Origin of the sequence: Neobacillus niacini, from assembly GCF_023715415.1 — a bacterium.
GTDB classification, from domain to species: Bacteria; Bacillota; Bacilli; order Bacillales; family Cytobacillaceae; genus Neobacillus; species Neobacillus niacini_C.
In genome coordinates, this window is record NZ_JAMBOB010000002.1 from 40,532 (window position 1) to 65,849 (window position 25,318).

A 25,318-nucleotide genomic window follows, 5' to 3' on the forward strand; every position below is an offset into this window, starting at 1 on the left:
ATAATTTAGATTCAATTTTTTCAAAATAAGCACCTGCTCAATCTTGCTCGCTATTAAGGCGGGCAAAGCAGGTGTTTTATCTCCTTAGGTATGATAGCTAATTTTTATCGAAAGAAATGAATGGATGAGAGGCTGGAGTTTGAATGAAAAATTGGACAAAATGGATTATTTTACTTGCACTTTTTATTATGTCTATTATTAATTTTGCTGATAAATCAATTACAGGTTTAGCCGGAATTCATATTATGGAGGATTTGAATCTAACCTCCACTCAGTTTGGCATTGTTGGCAGCAGTTTTTTTTGGTTGTTTTCAATAGTTGGAATAATAGGGGCTTCTTTATCTGATCGTTTTGGAACTGGGAAATTACTGGCTATAATGGCGATTATTTGGACAATTGCGCAATCGATGTTGTTGGTTGTATCAAGTCTGCCGATGCTTATATTTAGTAGGGTATTACTAGGTGCAGGAGAAGGTGCTTTTTCTGCAACCGCAGTCAGCCATATTAGTAAATGGTTTAAACCGGAACGCCGTGGACTTGCAATATCGATCATAAATTTTGGCAATGTTGTAGGAATAGCTGTTACTGCCCCAATTGTGGTTTTTCTAATCTCAAATTATGGTTGGAAGCAGGCGTTTTTTGTTTCTGGTATTTGTAGCTTTGTCTGGTTAATTTGTTGGCTTTGGCTGGGACGGCTGAAAGCACCTGTATCTTTTGAAGAAGAAGTAAGTAAACAGGAAAACATACAAAATATTAATGGGAAAGATATTTGGAAGGCTTTACGATCTCCCATTTTTATTTTTACAACCTTAACTTCATTTGTTGCCTATTCTTTAATTGTCTTTGGACTCACCTTTAATCCTGCATACCTCATGAAAGTAAAGGGATTGACTGAACAACAGACGGCAATGGTTATTGCCATTTCCGGATTAATAGGAGCGATTCTTGGAATGGTACTAGCCATAATGTCAGATCGTTTATACAAAAAAACTCAAAGCTTGTGGAAGTCGCGAACTCTATTTACTGCCATTTGTGCTATTCTAGCAGGGATTTTGTATTCAATGTATCCCCTTGTAAGTGGATTAGGTTCAATTATCATCATTCTTTCTTTAGTAAATACATTAGTCATCACAATAAACACACTTAATCCTACAGCTGTAACTAGTTTACTCCCACAGCGAAGAGGTGTTATGACAGGTACTTATTATGGAGTAATGTCTTCATCAGGTATCATTACTCCCATTATTTTTGGAAAACTCATCCAAGATTCTGGTACAAATCTTGCAGGTGGTTTTAGTGCATCCATTTATGGAATGTCTGTTGCTATGGTGATTGTAGCAATACTCATATACCTTTTCGGAAAACCAAAACAACGAGTTTCAACTGAGAATCATAAAAGAACAGTGAACCTCTAATGGCAATTTTGATTAAAAAAAATTTAATAGGATGTGCGTAATATGGCTGCAAAAAAAGATAATCTAAAAGAATCATTGAAAGAAACAAAAATAAAGAAACTACAAGAAGTTGACGAAACGGTAGAAACTGTAGGTGAACCATTACTAGAGGAAAAAAAGGACGAAGAAATTAATGTCGATGGCGAAATTGAAGCATCGCTTTCTAGCCTAGACTTGCTCTGGAAATATAAATTTCATGAATTAGAAGAATTGGCAAAATGTGCTGATGATCGAGACGAAGTCTTCCTAAAAGAGGTCAGACGATTCTCTGAAAGTGTACAACGGAATCAGGGAAATATAAAAAAAATAGCAGAGAAATTTACAAATGAATTCACTGAATGGGAAAAGACTGCACGAGATGAATTTTTAATGTCAACCACCATCTTGCAGAATTTCTTTCCGATTCGGTCTTATGAGGAAATTAATGCGGACATTGATCAGAATCAAAAGAGAGTATTGTCTCTCTTAAGTACACCATGTCAAACTATTGCAAACTGCCAGGCGATAGAGAAATACCTAGAAATGATGGATCATTATATTGAGCTTAGGAAAAAAGGAAGGTTGCAATATATCAATACTCTTAAACAAGCTGGAAATCCGCTTTATGAATTTCAAAAAGGATTTGTCAATCTGTTTACAACACAATTCAAAGAACTAATCTTCCCACTAAATAAATATATGGAAAATATGGAAGAAATTACAAAATCATAATTTAAGGAGAGTAACTATATGTCAAATGAAAAAAACTTCGATCCATTTTTTGGATTCAACCAATTGAGTGAAATGTGGGACAAACAAATAACTGGCCTATTATATAACCTAACAGACAATAAAGAATTTGTTCGCACAGCAAGCTTTGGTATCAATTCCTATTCATTTTACTTAGAGCGACTTAGAAAGAACCAAGAGCTTATTGCGACACTAATGAATATCCCGACAAAGAAAGATGTTGCAAATGCTGCGAAGCAATCTATTCAGACAGAAGAAAAAATTGATATTTTAGAAGAAGAAATTTGGAAATTACAAGACAGTGTAAGCTCCATTACGAAAGAAAATGTAGGAATGTTCGAAGAGATATTAAATATTGTCATGCAAATGAAGAATGAATTCCAAAAGATGGCCCAAGAGGTGGCGGAAGCCCAAAAAATGAATGATGACCTTCAGGAATTGCGGAAAGAAATAGAGAGAGGTTTGATCGAAATAGAGCAGGAAAAGCAGAAAAAAGAACCGAAAAAAAAGCAGGATAAAGATCTAGTGCTCACCGGAATTAATACAATTTAATAACATTGAAGAGAGCAGTGATAATAATGAAAGCATTAGGAACAAACCTTTTTCCAATCTTAAACTTAGAAAAAGAAACGAAACGGTGGAACCAGCTTTATAAAATTATAACCGAGCCTAAGCCAGATATTGTACCTACACCGAGACAGAGTGTTTGGAAGAAAAATAAAGCAACCTTATGGTATCATCCTGCAAAGGCTAAAAGACATGCAATCCCTGTATTTCTAGTCTACTCCTTGTTAAATAAGGCGTACATTCTTGACATTGGGGAAGGAAGCAGCGTTGTAGGCAGACTTACCGAGCGCGGCTATGATGTTTACCTATTGGACTGGGGATCCCCTGGGCTTGAAGATTCTGATATCACACTTGATCATTATATCATTGATTATTTGGAGAACGCCCTTAAACGAGCTTTAAGACATTCAGGTGCAAAGGAAATATCCCTTGCCGGTTATTGCCTAGGTGGAACCATTGCAGCCATTCTGGCTTCCATAACGGAACTGCCAATTAAGAATTTATCCCTGGCAGCCGTTCCAATCGATTTTAGTATCGGCATCTTTCCTGATAAATTGCTGGAAGGACTACAAAATGGGCAGCTAAGTCTTGACCGTTTTGCCGATGCTCATGGGACCATTCCAACAGAAATTATGCATTTGATATATAGGATGGTATCACCGGGTTTTGCAAGTTCTAAAATCAATCTGATAACCCGTGCACATGATGAGAAATATGTAGAAAAGTGGCGCCGAATGGATAAGTGGACAAATGACTCTGCTGCGTTTGCAGGTGCTGCATTCAAACAGATGTTTAACGATCTCTATCAAGACAACAAACTCTTAAAGGGAGAATTGGTGATTGGCGGCAGGAAGGTGGATTTAAAGAATATAAACTGCCCGCTTTTTGTCTTCTCTTGCTCACGTGACACAATTATATTAGATAAGCAAAGTCTTCCGTTGATGGACCTTGTTTCAAGTAAGGATAAAACTTATGAGGTTTTTGAAGGTGGACATGTTTCACTGGTCTTGACCGGGGTATTCGCTGAAGTTTGGGATAAGTGGCTTTCGGCTCGATCGAATGGGATTAATAATTAATGAAAGCTTTATATAGAATAGAAGATTCACCAGGAGATAGTGTAAAGTATGCTCAGCAGCATTTAGCAAATGAAAGAACATATCTTGCATGGATACGTACAGCCATATCGATAACAGGAGTAGGTTTTTTAACAACTTCATTACATTTTACAATTAAAATCAGTTCAACTCCCTATATTAATACCCTAGTCATAATTCTTGGAATCTTTGCATGTGTGATCGGTTTTATAACTTGTCTATTGTCAACAATACAGTATACAAGGAAAAGAAAGGAAATTGCAGAAGGCATCTTCACACCGTCAAACCAATCCATTCTCTTTGTTTCTTGTTTATTTTCTCTCTTAGTGTTCATGATTTTTATGTATCTCTCTTTTTTATTATTAGTGAATTCCTAAGTAATCTCTTTTCAAACTAATACTGTTTGTTCTCTTGTAGCAATTATTTGATAGTAAAAGGCATGTCTCTCAACGGGACATGCCATTACTATTTATTGATTAATAAAAATTTGTGCCATTTTTAATGCTTTACCAGTTTGTTTTTGTTGAAAACAATAATTAAATAATTCTTTTTCGGAACGTTTGATTAAATAAACAAAACCAAATTTTTTAAACAAAGGTAATGAATATTCGGACAAGTATTGATGGTATTCCTGTTCTTCATTTTGAATTAAATAACGGAGTAAGGTAAATAAGTTTATATATAATGGTTCACTATTCTTTTGAGCCTTTTCAAGTCCTTCATTCGTAAGCTGCAATAATTCATCTTTTGGAAGTAAACTCCCGTAGTATGCACTGCGTATAACCCCTTCTAAAGAAAGTAAGTAACGGCTTGAATCACAATTTTTAAGAATCATTGACTCTTTATAGTATTTATTGGCTAATTCATAATTTTTTCTTCTAAAGTATTCAAAAGCCAAGTTGTGTAATACCTTTGCCTTTCGATCAGGTGAATGACAAAGGTCACAGCTTTTGATTAAGCTTTCAAACCTCTGAATGGTTTCTTTAAAATCTCCATCATCTTTTACTTGAATCGCCATAAGCATTTCTGCATCAATGACTCTGAGATAGTTATTAATTTCTTTAAAAAATTGACGAGATTTATCTGCAAAAAAATAAGCCATAACTGGTGATTCATTTAAATGATAGGCGACTGCTAAATGATAGGTATATTCTTTGTTATTGTAATCTGTATCATTTATTGATTTTAATACTTGAATGGCTTTGAGATTTTCATGTTTCGCTAAATAGTAAACTCCTAAAACGTGTTTGAATAGATTAGCTTCATAGGATGATAATTTATGTTCTTTCTTTTGGATTTCATTGATGATTTCTAATGCTTCTTCAGTCAAATTATGAATAAGTAAATACCTAACCTTAAGTAATTTGTAAAGATTGATATAATCAGAGATTTGAATTAAATCTTCTTGTTCAAGTTCATGATTAATAAGATCCATTTCATCAAATAATTGCATGACAATTACATCATGCCAATGATTTAAACGATTTTTGATATTTTTCAGCTTAATTAATTCAGTTTCGATATTTATCCCTAGTCTCTGGGATAAAAGAGTGATAATTTCAGGTGCATATTCAGTATGTAAACGCTCAATTTTACTAATATGTGTTCCAGAACATATTCCTTTTCCTAATTGCTCCTGAGTCATTTGGTATTTTTCTCGATAATACTTAATGATTTTCCCCTCATTCATATTGAATTTCTCCTTTTAGAATAATATTTGGAAGTGATTGAGTAGTAGGAAAACCAAGATTCCCCCAAGTACAAAATGATTTTTTCGATATAGTTTAACAATTTTCATTTGCTAGAAATCTAAAGTTTTAAAACTTTGCATGAAATCGTTTACATTCTTTTGAGTTTGACAATATTCTACAAGGTTTTTAATTCGTGATTCAGTAGAATTAGGAAAAGTTGACGAAGAATTCCCCCAATTTACCGCATCTAAAAGCTAAAGTACAATATGAATTAATAGAGTTATCTAATTATTCATACTCTTATTTTACACTATCTTTCTTTCAGGAGGAATGCGATGCTCATAGGAATATGTAACCATTTTATAAGGAAAAATTTGTTAGATTATTATTTTTAAAAAGTAATAGAATTAATATTTACAGCAGATATCAAAATAGTAGAAGGAGCGTTACTTAATGAAAAATCGAAAAAAACAATTTCTAAATGTTATGGTATCAGGTGTAATAGCGTCTGGCCTTCTTACATCTTATTTAATGCCTCAGCAAAAATCTTATGCGATTTCGAATTCTACTGAAACGATCTTAAAAGGACTAACTGAGGAACAAAGGCAGTCTGTAAAACGATTAACTCCACAAGAAGGCTTCATTATTGATCCAAGTTTATTGTCTATTAAAGATAAAACTGCAAATGTCATTGTTGAGTTCAAAACAGCTCCGGTCGAAAATGCCCAGCAATCAAGATCAAAAGATACATCAAAAAATAAAGTTGAAAAGATTAAAGGAGAACAGGAACATTTCAAGCAACGCTTAGAAGAGCTTTTCAATAAAAAGAAGGAATTGAACCCAAAATTAAAAGAAAAATCACTTCAATATCAAATTAAACAAACTTACCAGAATGTATTTAATGGTATGGCTATGACAATTCCTACATGTGAAATTAATACCTTGCTTGAGACTGGTGTAGTTAAAAGGATATGGAAAGACAATGTCGTTAGTTTACCGAAAAATGAATCGACTATTACTCAAGAACCAACAACTGGAAAGGTAATTCCACCAGCACTTCCTCATATAGGAGTTGATCGTTTACATAATGAGGGCTTGAAAGGAAAAGGAATCAAAGTTGGGGTACTTGATACAGGGATTGACTATAATCACCCTGATTTAAAAGATGTTTATAAAGGCGGATATGATTTTGTCGAAAATGACTCTGATCCAATGGAAACAACTAGAGAGCAATGGCTTGCGTCTGGTCAACCTGAAACGATAAATGGTACTGCATACTATACAGAACACGGAACTCATGTCGCTGGAACAATCGCATCTAATCCTAAAAATGATGTTGAATATGCAATGACAGGTGTAGCACCAAATGTTGACTTGTATGCATATCGAGTATTAGGAGAATATGGATCAGGCTATGATTCATCCGTAATTGCGGGTATAGAAAGAGCTGTAGAAGATGGAATGGATGTAATTAATCTATCATTAGGTAATGGTAATAATCATTCCTTAGACGCTACATCTGTAGCAATCAACAATGCAGCCTTAAAAGGGGTCATACCCGTTATAGCCGGAGGAAATGCAGGGCCAAATCCAGGAACGCTAGGATCACCAGGTGCTTCTCCACTAGCAATAACTGTTGGTGCAAGTGATGTGCCGACGGATATTCCAACGGTTAAGGCGAGTTTTGCAGATGTTTCAGTGCAAAATACATTGATGGGACATGGCCTTGGTAAGGATTATCTACAGTTAATTGATAAAGAGTATGATGTTGTTGAAGTAGGAATTGGTACAGAAGAGGATTATGCAGACAAAGACGTAAATGGGAAGGTGGCATTAATTTCTCGTGGCACGATCTCATTTGATGAAAAAATCCGACGTGCACATGAAAAAGGTGCAACTGCAATTTTACTTTACAATAATGAAGATGGCGAAATTCCATTTTTCTTAGGTGAAAATCATGGTTATGTCCCAACATTTAAAATGTTACAGGCCGACGGAGTAAAACTTTTAGAAAAATTAAAAGCAGAGCCTTCAGCTAAACTTAAATTAACAGACTTACAGTCAAATATGACTTCAGGGGATGTGTTAGCTGATTTTAGCTCACGTGGACCAGTTAGTAATAACTTTGATATTAAGCCAGATGTAGTAGCACCTGGGGTTTCTACTTTCTCTACTGTTCCAGAATATATTAATAGTCCGGAAGATGGTGTAGATTATTTTAGTGGTTATGCGAGTTTAAGTGGAACTTCCATGGCAACACCACATGTTGCTGGAGTTGCGGCTTTATTATTACAATCACATCCAGAATATACAGTTGCAGATGTAAAAGCTGCGCTAATGAATACGGCTGATCCTTTAAAAGGTCGTACGTACAATGTGAATGAAGTTGGAGCGGGACGTGTAGATGCTTATGAGGCAGTCCATAATACAACGTTATTTGAAGTACAAAATAAGGCGTCTTCCTTAGATGAGAATGGAATAAAAATAGAAATCGATGACATTTCAGGATCTATTCCTTTTGGCAGTATTGCACAATCAAGTGAGACTCAAAATAGAACAACTTCGATTTCTATTAAAAATTTAAGTAGTGAACTAGAAACATATCATACTAGAGTTGAATTTTTAACAATCAATGGTGTCTCAAAGGATGCTGCAAAGAGTGGTGTGAAGCTCCAATTACCATCTACGATTGAAGCGAATGGCAATGAGAGTAAAAATATGAATGCAGAAATATCCATTCCAGCTAATGCAGAATTTGGTGTATATCAGGGATATATTTATATTGAAAATGAGTCAAAAACGGCAGAATATCAAATTCCCTTCCATGTTCGTTATGCCAAACCTGGATTCGAAAAACTAACATTTTATAAACATGCACTAACGAATGACCTTAGTAACTTTCATCCATACATCGAGCCGTTTACACCAGTCGATTTCAAGTTAAATAGTCATATGAAAACGATTGATGTCGTGGTTAGCGATCTAGATGGAAAACCAATTGGGTTTTATGGCACGTTTAATTTAGAAAATGCGGCAGTTGATACGGATTACTTCATATTCTTCGGATTTTCAGGTGAAGTAAAACATTTTACAGGTGATCCAAATAAACCTTTAGCACTTGAATATGAACCACTTAAAGAAGGTAAATACATTGTTTCTTATATTGGTACAGGGGTAGATGGCAAAACATATAAAATCGATAATGATATGGTGATCGATAATACAGCTCCAACACTGGAATTTGATAAGAAAACAGGAATCAAAGAACTTACAAGTTCAGATTTAACAACTGAAAGTTATGATGGACAAGATTATACAGCCTATTGGGTGCATGGAAAATTGTATGATGATACGATTGACTATTTAAAAGGTAGAGGACATGACATCACTCAAGAGGCAAATACCGCGTACGCTTATCAAGATTCATTTTGGCCAACAGCTGAATTTTTCCCAGATGCAAATGGTGAATTTAAATTTGGTGTCCTACCTGAAGAATATGCAAACTATCCAACAAATATAGCTATTTATACTTATGATTACGCTACAGCAGGAAATCCGACTTTCCCTGACTTTACTTTTATTGATAAGGGAGATCAATATTCTACAATTAAACCAATAACAAAAGGAGTAAGTCTTGGATCAGAGTTTGTAAATACATTTACCGTTCTAAACTCGAAAGATTTAACAAGTGCTTCTGTAACAATCGATGTCCCTAATTTCTATAAAGTGGTAGACGTTGAGCCATCAAAACAGCTAGTGGATCTTGCAAAGAAAAATAATTGGACTATTAATGTCGCAAAGCCACAAATTACAGAAAACACCTGGTCTAATCTTTCAGCATTTGCTGTAGATATTTCAGACAAAAAAACACAATTACCAGTTTCCATTAATGATGATATTGATTTATTGGATATTACCTTAAAAGTTGTCGATGACCATAATTATATGGTAGAAAGTTCATTCTATTATCAAGAATCTTCTTATCAAACAAGCTCGGGTAGTAAGTCTTCTTTACCAACATTTGCTGAAAGGTTTAGATTCATTTCCCAGCACTCTTGGTTCGAAGGGTATTATCATGGTGAAGCAGTTAATTTAGATAATTATGATTTAGATTATTCGAAGATTGGAACAAAAGCTTATCTAGTTGATAAAAAAGGTAAAAAGTACACTGCCGATATTTCAGAAAATGGTTATATGACAATAACGAATATTCCTGCAACGAAGGATGAATATACATTAATCGTTGATATTCCTGGGCATTTCCAATACAGCAAAAAAATAACTTTAAGCAGGACGATCGATGGAGTAGTCCAAGGTATTTTCTATAATGTATATACGGATACGGCAGCTGCTGGAGATGTCAACGGAAATCATGTAATTGATATTTATGACGCAAAGCTTATTGCAAATAGTGCTGGAGAAACAGGAGATAAACTAAAAGCAGATTTAAATAAAGATGGAATTGTAGATATAGTAGATTTCAACTATGTCGAAAAGAACTTTATGTCCATCAATCCTTACTTCCCAACATCCAATAAGCCAGTTGAAAAAACAGATAAACTTACTTTAGAAGATTTAAAAGCACGTTTTAATTAATCATTTGTTCTCCAAGAGAAAACTCCCTACATTGGATGGGAGTTTTCTTTATCAATAATCATTAGGATGAATAGGTCTAGAAGGAGTTATCGAATACCTTTCAAACTCCAGCATGCACCATCTTCATTAGATGGTGTTTGTTTTAGTTCTTAGATATCACTGGGTATCTGCCACGTTAGATGTTTCGTCGGGTCTTTGCCCATTCTGTAAATCGGCAATTGTCAGTCCAAAGTCCATTTGGAAATGCGGATAATCTTTAAAATCTTTCCAATCTCCGCCCCATTCAAACCCTAGTGCCTTAGCTATTTTTACCACCTCGGACCAATCGGCCTTTCCATTTTGATTACGATCATATTGACGATCCCAAATAACGTCTCCTGCAGGAGTTTCAAGTGCAAAATCAATCGCAAGCCCGTAATTATGATAGGACTCTCCACCTTTTGCATTCGTAACAATATTTCCCTCTGCTGTACGTCCTTGTTCATAAATTGTGTTCTGCTCCTCTATACTGCGGAACCCGTCAGTAATTAAAACGACAATTCCCATTTTAGCTGCTTGTTGGACTAATTGATCGCTACGTTCCTTTACGACGGGATGGAGTTCAGTGGGTAAAGGTACATCTTTTTTCTGTTCAATACCTGTTGCTTTAGATGGTATGGTTTCGTTGTCTTTTAATATGAAAATAGTACTAATCCCTATAGCAAGTAGGAAAAGTAACCATTTAATCCTTTTCATGGTGCAACTTCCTTTCGTGTTTAGAAGACTACTAAACTCTTTAAAACCGAGCTTTTGTCCTTCTTCTATTTAACTATTAATCCCTTTAATTATTCAATATAAACCTTAAACAATTCTTAACTAGTATCTGTTCCATAATAAACAACCATGGTCTTCTAGTAAAGGTTATCTATTAATTTTACCATAGGCTACTCTCTTGTATTCTTGCAGACGAAATAACCACCATTCCTTTCCGTGATTCAAATGGATTGAGAGGTAATCCAAACGTTGGATTTGTGGGGGATATTTATTCGTTTGAGAATCTTGGATATGGCGTGTATCATGTCCCAATCGCAGCTTTAGCTAAAAACTATTTACCGGGTAGAATAATAGATTTAACAGGCGGAAGTATTGATTCTGTTTACATTATGATAGACAATGGTTCTCCTGTTTGGGTCATTACAAATTCAAGATTTTCTCAGTTGCCGGAAAGTGAATTTACCACATGGCAAACATCCTCTGGGGATATTCAGATTACCTATAGTGAGCACAGTGTTTTAGTAGTAGGATATGACGAAAATAATGTCTATCTAAACGATCCATTAGCAGACCTACCATATACTGCTGTTTCAAGAGATAGTTTTGAAGATTCATGGATTCAAATGGGAAAACAAGCTATTAGTTATCGATAATATAAATCTTCATAAGAAATCATTTGTCAGCAACAGCCGATTGCCATCGTTCGTTTGTTGCTCGGTAATCATACTTTAGTAATAACCAAAAAGGCATGAGTTGGTTTGATTTCCAACTCATGCCTTTTATGTTGCTTAAATGAACTTCCAAATTAAATGGATGCACGATTTGAACCTAGATTTTTCCTCCATGAAATTTGTGCCATGACTAAGACGATAAGAGCACATAAACCAACCCCTGCTAAAATGTAAAATCCAGTGGCATAGGTTCCTGTCATTTGTTTAAGTGACCCGAGTATATTGGGGACAAAGAAACCTCCCACGCCCCCAGCAGCTCCAACTATACCTGTTATCACACCTATTTCCTCTTGGAATCGCTGAGGAACCAATTGGAAAACCGCTCCATTTCCCATTCCAAGACAAAGCATTCCAAGAAACAATACTACAACAGCAATGGGGAGAGCAGGGAGCAGGCTAATACTGAACATGGTGATTCCGACTCCAATAAATAAGAAAGTTAACAATCGTACCCCGCCGATTTTATCTGCAATGTATCCGCCGACTGGTCGGAAAAAACTTCCAGCTGCGACACATAAGGTAACGAAATCTCCAGCACGTACCTTTGTTAACTGATATTGATCTACAAAAAAGATGCTTAAAAAGCTGGATAGTCCGACAAAGCCGCCAAAGGTAACACTATAAAGAAGGCAGAAATATAAGGTGTCTTTTTGTTTAAAAACCTGAAGGTATTCTTTAAGTGGTTTTGCTTTCGGCTGTGATGGAGCATCTTTGGCCATTACAACATATAAAACCATAACAATGAGAAGGGGAATAAGAGCAAGCCCCATTACATTATGCCAGCCTATAGTTTCAGCCAAACGCGGTCCGAATAAAGTAGCCAATAGCGTACCGCTGTTGCCCGCACCTGCAATACCCATGGCCAATCCCTGTAAATGCGGCGGGTACCACCTGCTCGCCATTGGAATGGCCGCCGCAAAGCTTGCACCTGCTACTCCGAGAAGTATTCCAATCATGAAAAGTTCTGAAACGGTTTGACCGTATAACCATCCCCATATGAGTGGAATGATTGTCACAGTCATCCCGCTGATGGCTGTTTTTTTAGGACCAATTCGATCTGTTAAGAAACCAAGAATCAATCGAAAAAAAGACCCGCTTAAGATGGGAACAGCAACTATTAAACCTCTCTCCGAAGGAGAGAGATTGAAATCATTTGTGATATAAACCCCTAATGCCCCCAACATAACCCAAATCATGAAACTGATATCAAAGTAAAGAAATGATGCGACCAATGATGGAGCATGGCCCGCTTTTTTCAAATCTGCTAGTTTCATCCTATCTACTCCTTTCAAGTAATCTTGTTTTTTCTATCAGAAGCTACCACCCGATATTTTTCGTTCCTTTCGAAAATAGAACCTTAGCCAGTAAAAAGACGAATGTAACCAATCCAATATTATTTTTCATTTTCCATACCTCCTAATTTTTATAGTTTTAAGAATAATCTGACGCCTGAAATTTGTCTCAATTGTTGTTAAGAAAGCTTACACATGTATTTTTTTCTTCCAAGTAGAATCGTTATAATTGCAAGGTTTATCACTTTTTTTAAAAATCAAATCTCAATAAGGATTCATTATTCTTTTAGCTGAGAAGAAAACTAGTATGTAAGGAAATATAACGTGATTCATTTTTTTATTTTGACTTTATGTGATAATTGGTGGCATTAAGTTTGATGTGAGATGAAATAACAGCCGGAGGTTTAGAATGGGTAAAAAGAAGCTGGTATTAGTTGGAAACGGTATGGCTGGTGTCCGCTGTATAGAGGAAGTTTTGAAGCTGGATCCTACAGGTTTTGAGATTACTATTTTTGGAAGTGAGCCCCACGTCAATTATAATCGTATTCTTTTATCCTCCATTTTACAGGGGAGCACTTCTATTGAAGGTATAACGCTGCATGACCGTGAATGGTATGAGCATAATCATATTCATTTGTATACCGAAGAAACAGTACTTGAAATTGATAAACATTTGCAGGTTGTCAAGACGAATCAAAAACGAATTGTATCTTATGATCAACTGATTATCGCTACTGGCTCTGTTCCGTTTTCGCTACCGATTCCAGGTGCCGATAAACAGGGAGTAGTTACGTTCAGAACAATAGAAGATTGTCATAAAATAATGGAGTTCTCTAAAAAAAGTAAAAAAGCAGTGGTAATTGGTGGAGGAGTGTTGGGATTAGAAGCAGCAAAGGGGCTTCTTAATCTTGGGATGACTGTGTATGTCGTTCATATTGGACCCTATTTAATGGAGAGGCAGTTAGATGAAACAGCGGCAAGAATGCTTCAAAAAGAATTGGAAGGTCAAGGAATGAAGTTCCTATTAGAAAAAGAGACGAAGGATATTGTTGGAGGTATTGAAGCGAATGGTGTCCGATTTAAAGATGGGACTGAGGTTGAAGCCGATTTGGTTGTGATGGCTGCTGGTGTTAGGCCGAATGTTCAACTTGCTAAGAGAACTGGAATAGAAACAAACCGAGCGATATTAGTAAATGATTATATGGAGACAAGTGTACCGAACATTTACGCAGTGGGAGAATGTGTGGAGCATCGAGGAACCATTTATGGGTTGGTACAGCCTCTTTATGAACAAGGTAAAGTATTAGCAAAACGGATTTGTGGTTTTGAAGGGCACGGGTACGAAGGAAGTGTTCTCTCCACCCAGCTGAAAATTTCAGGTGTAGACCTTTTTTCAGTAGGAGTCATTCATAATAAGGATTCTTCAAACCAATCTATAAAGATTGATGATGAAGTTCAAAGAGTTTATAAAAAAGTAGTATTTCAGGATCAAAGGATTATCGGCGCTGTGTTGTTTGGTGATACAAAAGAACGAACCAAACTGCTAGATATGATTCTTAAATCTCAGGATGTGTCCGATTTAGAAAAGGTTTCACTTTTTCCAGAGGTAAAGGACGGTGGATTTTCTATTGCATCAATTCCAGCCAGTAAGATTATTTGCAATTGTAATAGTGTGACGAAAAGGGCTATTCAAGAGGCTATTCAACGAGAAGGGTTAACTACGGTTGAAGGGATCAGAAAATGTACAAAGGCTTCAAGCTCCTGCGGAGGATGTAAATCACTCGTGGCCGACCTGTTGTCATATATACAGAATAATGAAGTTGAAGAAGTCTTCGATGAAAAGTCATGTCTGTGTTCATGTACAACATTAAATGATGATGAATTGGTTCAGGAGGTGCAGATGCATGGATTATCAACGATACAGGAAGTTATGGAAGTCTTAGATTGGAAAAATAGCGAAGGCTGTTCTATTTGCCGCCCGGCGATTAACTATTATCTAGGAATGATTAATCCAGAATATGAAAGTAAACAAGAAGTTCTTTTTATAAATGAAAAAATGAATGCAGTGATTCAATCTAATGGAACCTATACCCTGATCCCACAAATGTATGGTGGGGTCACAAATTCAGAGCAATTAAGAAAAATTGCTCAAGTAGCTGAAAAGTATCACATAAACGATGTGGCAATTACGAGTGACCAAAGAATTCATTTATTAGGTGTTAAAAAAGAACATTTGTCCAATGTATGGGCAGAATTGAACATGCCCTTAAGTTCGCCGCAAGCTCATGGTGTCCAAAACATTAAAACGTGTATAGGGGAACATATTTGTTCATGTGATAAAAAACCTTCTATTGAGCTCGCAGTAAGCCTCGAAAAGCAATTTGAATTTCTCACTACCCCTTACCGGATCAAAATGGGTATATCCTCTTGTTTGCATAATGGAGCAGGTTCGACCACAAAGGATGTTGGCGTCATAGGGGTTGACCGGGGCTGGGAAATTTATATCGGCGGAAGCAGCGGCCGGCTTGTTCGTTCGGGAGAGATATTATGTGTTGCTTCCACCAGTGAGGAAGCAACTCAGTTGATAAAAGGATTTGTTCAATATTATCGTGAAACAGCTAATTATCTGGAGCGTACGTGGGAGTGGGTAGAAAGAGTCGGATTGGTTCATGTAAGGGAAGTTTTATTTGACAAGGAACTTCGTCAGGAGCTGCTCGAGCATTTGGCAGAGGAAATTGTTTTACGCAAGAGATTAGTAGAGAAGAGCTTTTTATAATAAATTCAAAATAGTCTTAAAAGGGGGAGTGACTGTTGACGGAATTTTTATTGAAGTATTTCCGCTCCAAGCAGCAGGAAGTGAAGTCAGAAAAAAGATATGATACACAATGTCCATTTTGCAGTATGCAATGTAAAATGCAGCTCCTAGAACAATCCATTGTTACTAGAAAAAAATATGTAACGATTGGAAGAAACAACCCAACTTCTGAGGGTCGATTGTGTATGAAGGGGATGAATGCCCATCAACATAGCTTTCATAACGAGCGGTTAAAATATCCATTGCTTAAAAGAAATGGAGAGTTTGTCCGCGTTAGCTGGGAAGAGGCATTGGAACATATCAAGAATAACTTTACAAGAATCCAAGCGGAAGATGGGCTGAATGCCTTAGCTGTTTATGGGAGTGCGTCCATTACAAATGAAGAAGCTTATTTACTTGGGAAATTTGCTCGGGTGGCCTTGAAAACGAGATATATTGATTATAATGGTCGATTATGCATGTCAGCAGCAGCCTCTGCAGCCTCTCAAACATTTGGGGTAGACAGGGGATTTACTAATAGCCTGCAGGAAATTCCATTTACTCGATGTATTATTCTAGCGGGGACGAATATCGCAGAATGTCAGCCTACAATCATGCATTATTTTGAGAAAGCAAAGGAGAATGGTGCTTATATTATTGCGATTGATCCACGCGAAACAGCGACAACGAAAATAGCAGACTTGCACTTGAAAATTAAACCTGGAACAGATGCGGCTTTAGCCAACGGGTTATTAAAGGTGATGATAGATGAAAATTATATCGATTATGCGTTTATTAATGAACGGATAAAAGGTTTTGAGGAAGTCCGACAAAATTTATTATCTACGGATTTACAAGAAATTGAGGAAATAACAGGTATTCCAAAAGAGCAAATTCAAAAAGCAGCTCGTAAGTTTGGTAAAGAAGATACGGGGATGATTTTTACTGCAAGAGGGGTGGAACAGCATACGGACGGCTCGATTGCTGTTAGAAATTTCCTGAATATTCTTATTTCAACTGGAAAAATTGGCAAGCAGAATTGTGGTTTTGGAGCGATTACAGGACAGGGAAATGGTCAGGGTGCAAGGGAACACGGTCAAAAAGCAGACCAACTGCCAGGTTATCGGTCGATTGAAAATGAGGAACACCGTGCTTACATTGCAAGCGTTTGGGGTGTAGAAAAGGACGAAATACCTAGAAAAGGTGTTTCCGCTTATGAAATCATGGAAAAAATCGATCACGGTGAGATTACAGGAATGTTTTTAATGTGCTCTAACCCGGTAGTTTCCAATCCGAACGCACAATTTGTTAAAAAAGCATTACAAAAGTTAAAGTTTTTAGTTGCGGTAGATCTGTTTGTGTCAGAGACTGCAAGATTAGCAGATGTTATTTTACCGGCTTCCTCTTACTTAGAGGATGAAGGAACGATGACGAATGTGGAAGGAAGGGTGACCTTGAGGGAAGCGAGCTATCCTTGTCCAGGTGAAGTAAAACATGATTGGCAAATTATCTGCGAAGTTGCTCATGTTCTTGGAAAAGGAGAATACTTTAACTATTCGTCTGCGGAAGATATCTTTAATGAATTACGGGTGGCGAGCTCTGGGGGGAAAGCGGATTATTATGGCATCACCTATCATCGTCTGCGGAAGGAAGGAGGCATCCTTTGGCCGTGCCCTGACCTTGAGCATAAAGGGACAAAACGTTTGTTTGAAACTTCGTTTTCCCACCCTGATGGCAGAGCGGAGATGGTTGCAGTCCCAAACCGTCCAGACCCTGCGAAGGAACAGCTGAGTGAGGAGTATCCCCTCTATTTAACAACAGGAAGAGTGATGTCGCACTATTTAACAGGAGTACAAACGAGAAAAAGTCCCGCTTTGGCAGCTAGAGATGTAGAATCTTTTGTAGAAATTCACCCGGCTACTGCTAAAAAATACGGTATTGAAGATCGTTCATTAGTAAGGATTGAATCCAAAAGAGGTAGTATTGTTGTCAGGAGTAAATGGTGTGAAACCATCCGTCAGGATACTCTATTTGTTCCTTTTCATTGGGCAGACTCGCAAAATGTGAATCTATTAGTTTCAAAAGACCTCGATCCGGTTTGCAAAATGCCAGGATTTAAATTAAGTGCAGTAAAAGTAAGGTCTGTAATAAATATATACTCTCATTAATTAGAAAATGCAAAAGCTTCTGAAGAAAAAGGAAACATCAAAGCCAGAGATAATCAACTGAATGCATTCCTCAATAATGTCATTGCCAAAAAAGATAAAGCAGTAAATAACGAAATATATTGGATGGATAGCGGGGTAGAGATACTAGGATCTCGCCCCATTTTTAGTTTTTATCTATTTACTTACTTGATAAGCTTTGATTCTTATATTGTTTTGGAGTGATTCCTGTAAACCTTTTAAATGTTTTAGTAAAATGGCTCTGATCATTATAATTTAATAGCGAAGATATTTTCAAAATTGAATAATCAGAAAATGTTAATAAAGATTTAGCTTCATCTATTTTTGATCGCTGGATATACTCTGCGAGTGAAACTCCGACCTCTTTTTTAAACAAGGAAGAAAAATAATTTGGATGCATTTTATTTAATTCGGCTAGTTTTACTATTGTTAAATCTTCATAAAGGTGGTTAAAAATATAATTTAAGCAATTATTAATTGGTTTTGAGTATTTCGTTTGCCTATTTTTTCTAACTCTATCTGCAAGATCACTTAACGCCTCTACCATATAATGTTCAACACTAATACTATCATTTAGTTCCTCAATATTTTGTATATATAAATCACTAAGTGTATAGGCAGTTTCATGCTGTAATCCCCCGTCCATGGCGGCGCGCGTTGCAAGGGTGATGGCGGTGATAGCCAAGTTTTTTTTGTTTCGAAGCTGACTTTTTTTAGCCAAAATCCCGAACTGATTATCCTCATTTTCTAATTTGTAGTGTTTAATAAATTCCTCCTTTCTCCCCTCTTTAATATATTGAAGTAATCTTTTTTCAAAAGTTAAATCATGATGAAAAGTTATATTTTGACGTCTTTCGGAGATACTTATCGACGGATCCTCAGTGGTCAGTGAAATGCTTTCATTCGATTTATTGTTTTGGACGATATTTGCAATATCTAGCTTTTGTTGATAAATCATGTAATACAAATGCATGCTTAGTTGAATAAATTTAAGATTTGAAATAACAGGAAGCGACTGGAAATAGTCTAGTAAAATCATCTCTTCTTCTTTTCCAATCCGCATTTTCCCCAATGCCTCTGATAGGATGGGAGTTAACATTTCATCCGTAAACACAGAATTAATGGTTGGACCAACGATAACGATTCCCCTAAATTCGGTCTGATCATTTATTCTGATCCCACAGAAACGTTCCATATACTCGGTAGTTTGAAAAATAGGAAATTCAAAAGGTTTATTCTCGTTAAAAAGCTGTACGAGCATCTTCTCTTTTGATGGATATAAAGGATTATGTCTAAAGGATGCACTGTATTCAAATACCAATTCTTTTTTTTCATTTATAAAAAAAACCGGTATATGAAACGAATCATATATCAGCTGGCAAATATAGCCTAAATCTTTATAATTCATGTTTATTTCCTCCCATTGGTAAACGGTCAAAAACAGATTAATATTCTTCATCAATTTTAATATTGTAAAAATTCGTCTTTGAAATACACAAAAAATATTTGAAATATACCATAATTATAAATCCTTATTCCTTATAATCAAGTCATGGAAAACGTTTACGAAATAAACTATCCTTTTGGAGGTTGTTATGATCAATCAAGATATAAAACAATTAATTTTACAAATGACCTTGGAAGAAAAAGCGGGTCTTTGTTCTGGATTAGATTTTTGGCATTTAAAAGGTATTGAAAGACTGGGAATACCTTCGATAATGGTAACTGATGGTCCGCATGGACTCCGTAAACAAAAAATGGGAGCAGACCATTTAGGGCTGTTTGACAGTGTTCCTGCTACATGTTTCCCATCTGCAGTGGGTTTAGCTAGTACTTGGAATAAAGAGTTAATAAATGAAGTTGGGGTTGCATTAGGACAGGAATGCCAAGCAGAGGATGTGGCAGTACTTCTAGGACCTGGAGCAAACATTAAGCGTTCACCTCTTTGTGGCAGAAACTTTGAATATTTTTCGGAAGATCCATTCCTTTCATCTGAAATGGCTGCATCCCATATCAAGGGTGTTCAAAGCGAGGGTGTTGGGACATCTCTTAAGCACTTCGCTGCAAATAATCAAGAACATCGAAGAATGTCCACCGATGCGATTGTGGATGAAAGGACTTTAAGGGAAATTTATTTGGCCAGCTTTGAAAACGCAGTAAAGGAAGCGCAGCCGTGGACTGTGATGAGCGCATACAACAAGGTCAATGGAGACTTTGCGTCAGAAAATAAAACTCTGTTAACTGACATCCTGCGAGATGAGTGGGGATTTGAAGGATTTGTTGTTTCTGACTGGGGGGCGGTTAATGAACCTGTTGACGGATTAGTTGCCGGGTTAGACCTGGAAATGCCTTCAAGCAGTGGGATTGGTGAAAAGAAAATCATCGATGCTGTAAGAAATGGTCAGCTTTCAGAAGATAAACTAGATAAGGCGGTTGAAAGAATTCTACGGATTATCTTAATGGCAGTAGAAAACAAAAAAGAAAACGCTGACTATGATAAAGCACAACATCATAAGCTTGCAAGAAAAGCAGCAAGTGAAAGTATGGTTTTATTAAAGAATGAAGATAATATCCTGCCGTTAAAGAAAGAAGGAACCATTTCGTTTATTGGTTCATTTGCGAAAAAACCAAGATATCAAGGCGGAGGCAGCTCACACATTAACCCGACAAAGCTTGAAAATATCTATGAAGAAATAGAGAAAACAGCGGGTCAAAATGTGAACGTTTTATACGCCGAAGGATATCATCTTGAAAAGGATCTAATCGATAATCAATTAATTGAAGAGGCAAAGAAAACCGCAGCAAAATCCGATATAACTGTATTGTTTGTAGGTCTTCCTGACCGATATGAATCTGAAGGGTATGATAGAGAGCATCTGAATATACCGGAAAATCAGCGTCTGTTAGTCGAAGCAGTTGCTGAAGTACAAAAGAATATAGTTGTTGTGCTAAGTAATGGGGCACCGGTTGTCATGCCATGGCTTGATCAGGTGAAGGGTCTACTGGAAGGTTACCTGGGAGGACAGGCACTAGGAGGTGCGATTGCAGACATCCTATTTGGTGAGGTTAATCCAAGTGGAAAGCTTGCCGAAACTTTTCCATTAAAATTAAGTGACAATCCTTCTTATCTCAATTTTCCGGGAGAGGGAGATAAAGTTAAGTATAAAGAAGGCATCTTTGTTGGTTATCGTTATTACGATACAAAACAGATTGAGCCGCTGTTTCCATTTGGATATGGTTTAAGCTATACAACCTTTGAATATAAAAACCTTGTAATTGATAAAAAAGAAATAAAAGATACAGAAACTGTCACAGTAACCGTGAATGTGAAAAATACCGGAAAAGTTCCTGGAAAAGAAATCATTCAGTTATATGTTAAAGATATAAAAAGCAGTGTAATTCGCCCTGAAAAAGAATTAAAAGGCTTTGGAAAGGTTTCCTTACAGCCTGGGGAAGACAAAACCATATCCTTTGAATTGGATAAACGCTCATTTGCATATTACAATACGGATTTGAAGGATTGGTATGTAGAATCAGGAGAATTTGAAATTTTGGTGGGGAAATCGTCAAGAGAAATTGAACTAACAGAAGAAATTATGGTTCAATCTACTACTCCAGTTTTCTTGAAGGTTCACCGAAATTCAACGGTTGGAGATCTTTTATCCGATCCAATTCTAGGAGAAAAGGCTAAGACTCTAATTAGTGAGTTAACAAAAGGAAGTCCCCTATTTGCTGTAGAATCCAATCACGGTGAGGGTGCAGAAATGATGGAAGCGATGTTAAAATACATGCCTTTGCGTGCTCTTATGAATTTTAGTGGTGGAGATATTACCGAAGACAAACTAACTGAACTTATTAAGGAACTTAATTCTACTAATTATGTAAGCCTTTAAAAGAGGTGCAAGCTACCATTAGATTTTTGTTTAACACATTAAATGTAAGGGTAGAGGATTTTGGTTAGAGAAAAATCGACGAAAAAGGGAGTCAATCAAGCATGTTATACCCAATTATAACTGACACTCGCACTATCATCGACTTAAATGGTATCTGGAAATTTAAATTAGATAGTGGTGAAGGACTAAAGGAAAAATGGTATGAAAACGGTTTAACAGACACCATCAGTATGGCTGTACCATCCTCCTTTAATGATATTGGAGTTAATGCTAGTATTCGCGATCATGTTGGCTGGGTATGGTATGAGCGGGAATTTTCCGTCCCCGCTATACTTCAATCTGAGCGTGTTGTTTTGCGATTCGGTTCTGCAACACATCTAGCTAAGGTATTTGTAAATGGTGAACTAGTTGTAGAACATAAGGGCGGTTTTTTACCGTTTGAAGAAGATATAAATAAGTTTTTACAAAAAGGGAAAAATCGATTAACGGTTGCTGTCAACAATATTCTTGATTACTCAACTTTACCTGTTGGCACAGTCATAGAAAAGGATATTCCTGGTGTTGGCAAAGTAATACGCAATCAGCCAAATTTTGACTTCTTTAACTACGCTGGCTTGCACCGTCCAGTGAAAATCTATACTACTCCGACTACTTATGTTAAGGATGTAACGATTGTTACGGAAGTAGATGGACAGGTTTACTATTCAATTGAGAAAGCTGGCACTGCACAAGTAAAAGTAAAGGCCATAGACGAATCTGGTGTTGTAGTAGGTGAGACAGAAGGAGTTACCGGAAAAATTAACATCCCCACTGTAAGGCTATGGGAGCCATTAAATGCATATTTATACACACTTCAGGTTGAGCTGGAAAAGGATGGGGAAACTGTCGATATTTATGAACAGCCGTTTGGTGTTAGAACGGTAGAAGTAAAAGATGGTAAGTTTCTTATCAATAAAAAGCCATTCTATTTTAAAGGCTTTGGCAAACACGAAGATACACCGATTCATGGAAGAGGGTTTAATGAAGCTGCGAATGTAATGGATTTCAATCTGATGAAATGGAGTGGAGCAAATTCATTCCGTACGGCCCATTACCCGTATTCAGAAGAGATCATGCGACTTGCTGACCGTGAGGGGTTTGTCGTCATTGATGAAGTACCAGCAGTGGGTATGCACTTAAATATGTTGGTTGTGTTTCTCGGCGGAACTAAACGGGATACCTGGAAGGAGCTTAAAACATTTGAGCATCATCAACAGGTGATCAAGGAACTAATTTTACGTGATAAAAACCATCCTTCTGTGGTTCTGTGGAATATAGCCAATGAAGCCGCAACTGAAGAAGAGGGTGCATATGATTACTTTAAACCGCTAGTCGAGCTGGCAAAGGAACTTGACCCACAAAAACGTCCTGTTACGATTGTTACTGAAATACAATCTTCTCCTGAAAAGGATCAAGTAGCGGAATTGCTGGATGTCCTTGCTTTTAATCGCTATTATGGCTGGTATGTTGATGGCGGTGACTTGGTCATGGCAAAAGAAAAACTTCGCGCAGAATTAAATGAATGGCTAAATCGCTGCCCCGACAAACCATTTATGATGACTGAGTATGGTGCTGATACGGTTGCGGGTTTGCACGATGTAGAAGCAGTTATGTTTACGGAAGAATATCAAGTAGAATTCTATAGAGCAAACCACGAAGTGTTTGATGAAGTTAACCATTTCATTGGCGAGCAGGTTTGGAACTTTGCTGATTTTGCAACGGGCCAAGGAATTGTTCGTGTCCAAGGAAACAAAAAAGGTATTTTCACACGTGATAGGAAACCAAAATATGCAGCTCACGAGTTGCGCAGACGTTGGACAAGTATACCGGACTTTGGTTATAAAGGTTAAAACCACAAAGGGGTTCACAATGTCAAAGGGGTGACTCAATCATCACTTTGGTATTGTAAATATTCTGAATTGTAAATTTTCATAAAGGGTTTTAGCTAAGGGGAATAATTTATCTTTTTAAATGATAGCGGTTTATTTCAAAAGGGGGTAGTGATCATGTTAAATTCAACCATGAACAATTTAGAAACAACTAATAAAGCAAAACTATGGCAAATAGCCTTTTTTACCCTAAACAACACATCAACGAATCTTCATGCGTTTATCCTAGCGTTTGTCACTTATTATGCTACAGGGATTGCAGGACTTGCTGTTATGATAATCAGTTCGGTTTTAATGGCAGCGCGAGTATTTGATGGGGTAATTGATCCTGCCATTGGTTATATCATCGATAAAACAGAGTCAAAGTTTGGTAAGTATACGCCATTAATTGTATTGGGAAATATCATTTCGGCTGGTACAATCATTATTATCTATACTGTAACGCATATGTTGCCAGATTCAATGCAGTTTATTTTCTTTACCGCTATGTTAGTTATTAATAAAATTGGTTATTCATTACAAGCAAGTGTTACAAAAGCAGGTCAAACGGTATTAACGAATCATCCAAAGCAGCGTCCGCTTTATGCCATTTTTGATAGTATTTATAACATTGGAGTTTTCACGGGCGGGCAAATTTTTGTTTCAAACTATCTAATTGCTAAGCACGGCAATTTTACTTTACCTTTATTTATGGAATTGAATAGTTATGGGCTTATTGTTTCAGGTATATGTGCTGTACTTGCTATCGCAGGTATATGGTCAAGAGATAAGAAGGAATTCTATGGATTAGCAGAGGAAGGAACAAAGACCACTTTACGAGAGTATTGGGGTGTTATTAAAGATAACAGGCCATTACAAATGCTTTCGATTTCAGCTTCATTTGATAAACTAGCGATGGGTATTGCTCGTTATAATGTAGTAGGTGTTATGTTTTTTGGGATTTTACTAGGTGATTATGCGCTAAGTGGTACCGTTGGTATGATAACAATTGTACCAACTCTATTAATAACATTTTACGTGGTTAATATTGCAAGGAAGACTGGGTTGAAAAAATCATATGTAACTTCCGCGTGGATCGGAATACTGTCCTTTGCAGCCTTAATTGCTTTATTTTTGCTTATAGATAATCCATCTGCAATCTCACTTAAGGATATTGGTTTTACGACTATCTTATTCTTAGTTTTATATTCAGTAGCAATAGGGTTTGCAAATATCCCAACAACACTAGTGGTTCCTATGATTGCAGATGTTTCAGACTATGAAACACATAAATCAGGACGGTATGTACCAGGTATGCTTGGAACGATTTTCTCTTTTATTGATTCACTCGTTTCATCATTAGCACCTACCATTGTAGGAGCTGTTGTCGCAATTATTGGCTACAAATCGAAATTCCCTGAAGTTGGGGATGCTTTAACAACACCATTGTTTGTGACAACTTTAGTTTTAGCATTTGGTATACCAGCCCTTTGCTTAATAGTTTCGATTACAGCAATGAGGTTCTATAACCTTGATGCAAAGAGAATGGTAGAGATTCAAAAGGGAATTGCACAAAAGAAAGCAAAAGTTAAAAAAGACGAAATTGCAGCAAGTTAAAAATGAAAACGATT

The 25,318-nt window shown here is 36.6% G+C and carries 16 protein-coding genes; 12 read left to right on the forward strand and 4 right to left on the reverse strand.

Translation table 11 applies throughout. The features are described from left to right. Window positions 1–143: 143 nt before the first annotated feature. The 5 genes from M3189_RS03675 to M3189_RS03695 are packed head-to-tail and all read left to right on the forward strand — an operon-like array spanning window position 144 to window position 4,221. Window positions 144–1,415, forward strand: coding sequence for an MFS transporter (locus M3189_RS03675; protein ID WP_251632157.1), 1,272 nt, complete (start codon window positions 144–146; stop codon window positions 1,413–1,415). 42 nt (window positions 1,416–1,457) lie between these two features. Then, the gene (locus M3189_RS03680; protein WP_251632159.1) at window positions 1,458–2,165 is read left to right on the forward strand and encodes a hypothetical protein; all 708 of its coding nucleotides are present in this window, start codon (window positions 1,458–1,460) and stop codon (window positions 2,163–2,165) included. 18 nt (window positions 2,166–2,183) lie between these two features. Then, entirely contained in the window at window positions 2,184–2,735 is a 552-nt protein-coding gene (locus M3189_RS03685; RefSeq protein ID WP_251632161.1) for a polyhydroxyalkanoate biosynthesis repressor PhaR, read from the forward strand. A 26-nt stretch (window positions 2,736–2,761) separates the two neighbouring features. Continuing rightward, window positions 2,762–3,826 carry an alpha/beta fold hydrolase gene (locus M3189_RS03690; RefSeq protein ID WP_251632163.1) on the forward strand — a complete coding sequence of 355 codons (1,065 nt, stop codon included), beginning with the start codon at window positions 2,762–2,764 and terminating at the stop codon, window positions 3,824–3,826. Beyond that, entirely contained in the window at window positions 3,826–4,221 is a 396-nt protein-coding gene (locus tag M3189_RS03695; protein WP_251632164.1) for a YidH family protein, read from the forward strand. The genes M3189_RS03690 and M3189_RS03695 overlap by 1 nt, the downstream gene beginning before the upstream one ends. Window positions 4,222–4,313: 92 nt before the next feature. Here the strand turns inward: M3189_RS03695 and M3189_RS03700 are convergent, their stop codons facing one another. Further along, window positions 4,314–5,534, reverse strand: coding sequence for a helix-turn-helix domain-containing protein (locus M3189_RS03700; protein ID WP_251632171.1), 1,221 nt, complete (start codon window positions 5,532–5,534; stop codon window positions 4,314–4,316). Window positions 5,535–5,988: 454 nt separating this feature from the next. Here M3189_RS03700 and M3189_RS03710 point away from each other — a divergent pair, with 454 nt between their 5' ends. Then, the gene (locus tag M3189_RS03710) at window positions 5,989–10,131 is read left to right on the forward strand and encodes a S8 family serine peptidase (protein ID WP_285889350.1); all 4,143 of its coding nucleotides are present in this window, start codon (window positions 5,989–5,991) and stop codon (window positions 10,129–10,131) included. A gap of 156 nt (window positions 10,132–10,287) precedes the next feature. On the opposite strand, the gene M3189_RS03715 is transcribed toward M3189_RS03710, so the two are convergent. Then, entirely contained in the window at window positions 10,288–10,866 is a 579-nt protein-coding gene (locus tag M3189_RS03715) for a M15 family metallopeptidase (RefSeq protein WP_251632173.1), read from the reverse strand. Window positions 10,867–11,081: 215 nt separating this feature from the next. Here M3189_RS03715 and M3189_RS03720 point away from each other — a divergent pair, with 215 nt between their 5' ends. Continuing rightward, window positions 11,082–11,537, forward strand: coding sequence for a C39 family peptidase (locus tag M3189_RS03720; protein ID WP_353057397.1), 456 nt, complete (start codon window positions 11,082–11,084; stop codon window positions 11,535–11,537). A gap of 152 nt (window positions 11,538–11,689) precedes the next feature. Here M3189_RS03720 and M3189_RS03725 read toward each other — a convergent pair whose 3' ends face one another. After that, a complete protein-coding gene (locus tag M3189_RS03725; protein ID WP_251632182.1) occupies window positions 11,690–12,889 on the reverse strand; it encodes a nitrate/nitrite transporter in 1,200 nt (399 codons plus the stop codon). Window positions 12,890–13,316: 427 nt separating this feature from the next. Here M3189_RS03725 and nirB point away from each other — a divergent pair, with 427 nt between their 5' ends. Then, window positions 13,317–15,683: a nitrite reductase large subunit NirB gene (gene nirB, locus M3189_RS03730; protein WP_251632185.1), complete on the forward strand. Its 2,367-nt coding sequence runs from the start codon at window positions 13,317–13,319 to the stop codon at window positions 15,681–15,683. Between the two features lie 35 nt (window positions 15,684–15,718). Beyond that, window positions 15,719–17,869, forward strand: coding sequence for an assimilatory nitrate reductase catalytic subunit NasC (nasC, locus tag M3189_RS03735; RefSeq protein ID WP_251632186.1), 2,151 nt, complete (start codon window positions 15,719–15,721; stop codon window positions 17,867–17,869). Window positions 17,870–18,047: 178 nt separating this feature from the next. Here nasC and M3189_RS03740 read toward each other — a convergent pair whose 3' ends face one another. Then, window positions 18,048–19,295: a helix-turn-helix domain-containing protein gene (locus M3189_RS03740; protein WP_251632188.1), complete on the reverse strand. Its 1,248-nt coding sequence runs from the start codon at window positions 19,293–19,295 to the stop codon at window positions 18,048–18,050. Window positions 19,296–19,485: 190 nt separating this feature from the next. Between M3189_RS03740 and M3189_RS03745 the strand changes: the two genes are divergently transcribed. The 3 genes from M3189_RS03745 (at window position 19,486) to M3189_RS03755 (ending at window position 25,304) form a co-directional block, all read left to right on the forward strand. After that, complete coding sequence (locus tag M3189_RS03745; protein WP_251632977.1) at window positions 19,486–21,780, forward strand: glycoside hydrolase family 3 C-terminal domain-containing protein; 2,295 nt, start codon at window positions 19,486–19,488, stop codon at window positions 21,778–21,780. 101 nt (window positions 21,781–21,881) lie between these two features. Next, entirely contained in the window at window positions 21,882–23,669 is a 1,788-nt protein-coding gene (uidA, locus tag M3189_RS03750; protein ID WP_251632190.1) for a beta-glucuronidase, read from the forward strand. A 156-nt stretch (window positions 23,670–23,825) separates the two neighbouring features. Beyond that, a complete protein-coding gene (locus tag M3189_RS03755; RefSeq protein WP_251632192.1) occupies window positions 23,826–25,304 on the forward strand; it encodes an MFS transporter in 1,479 nt (492 codons plus the stop codon). The last annotated feature ends 14 nt before the right edge of the window (window positions 25,305–25,318 follow it).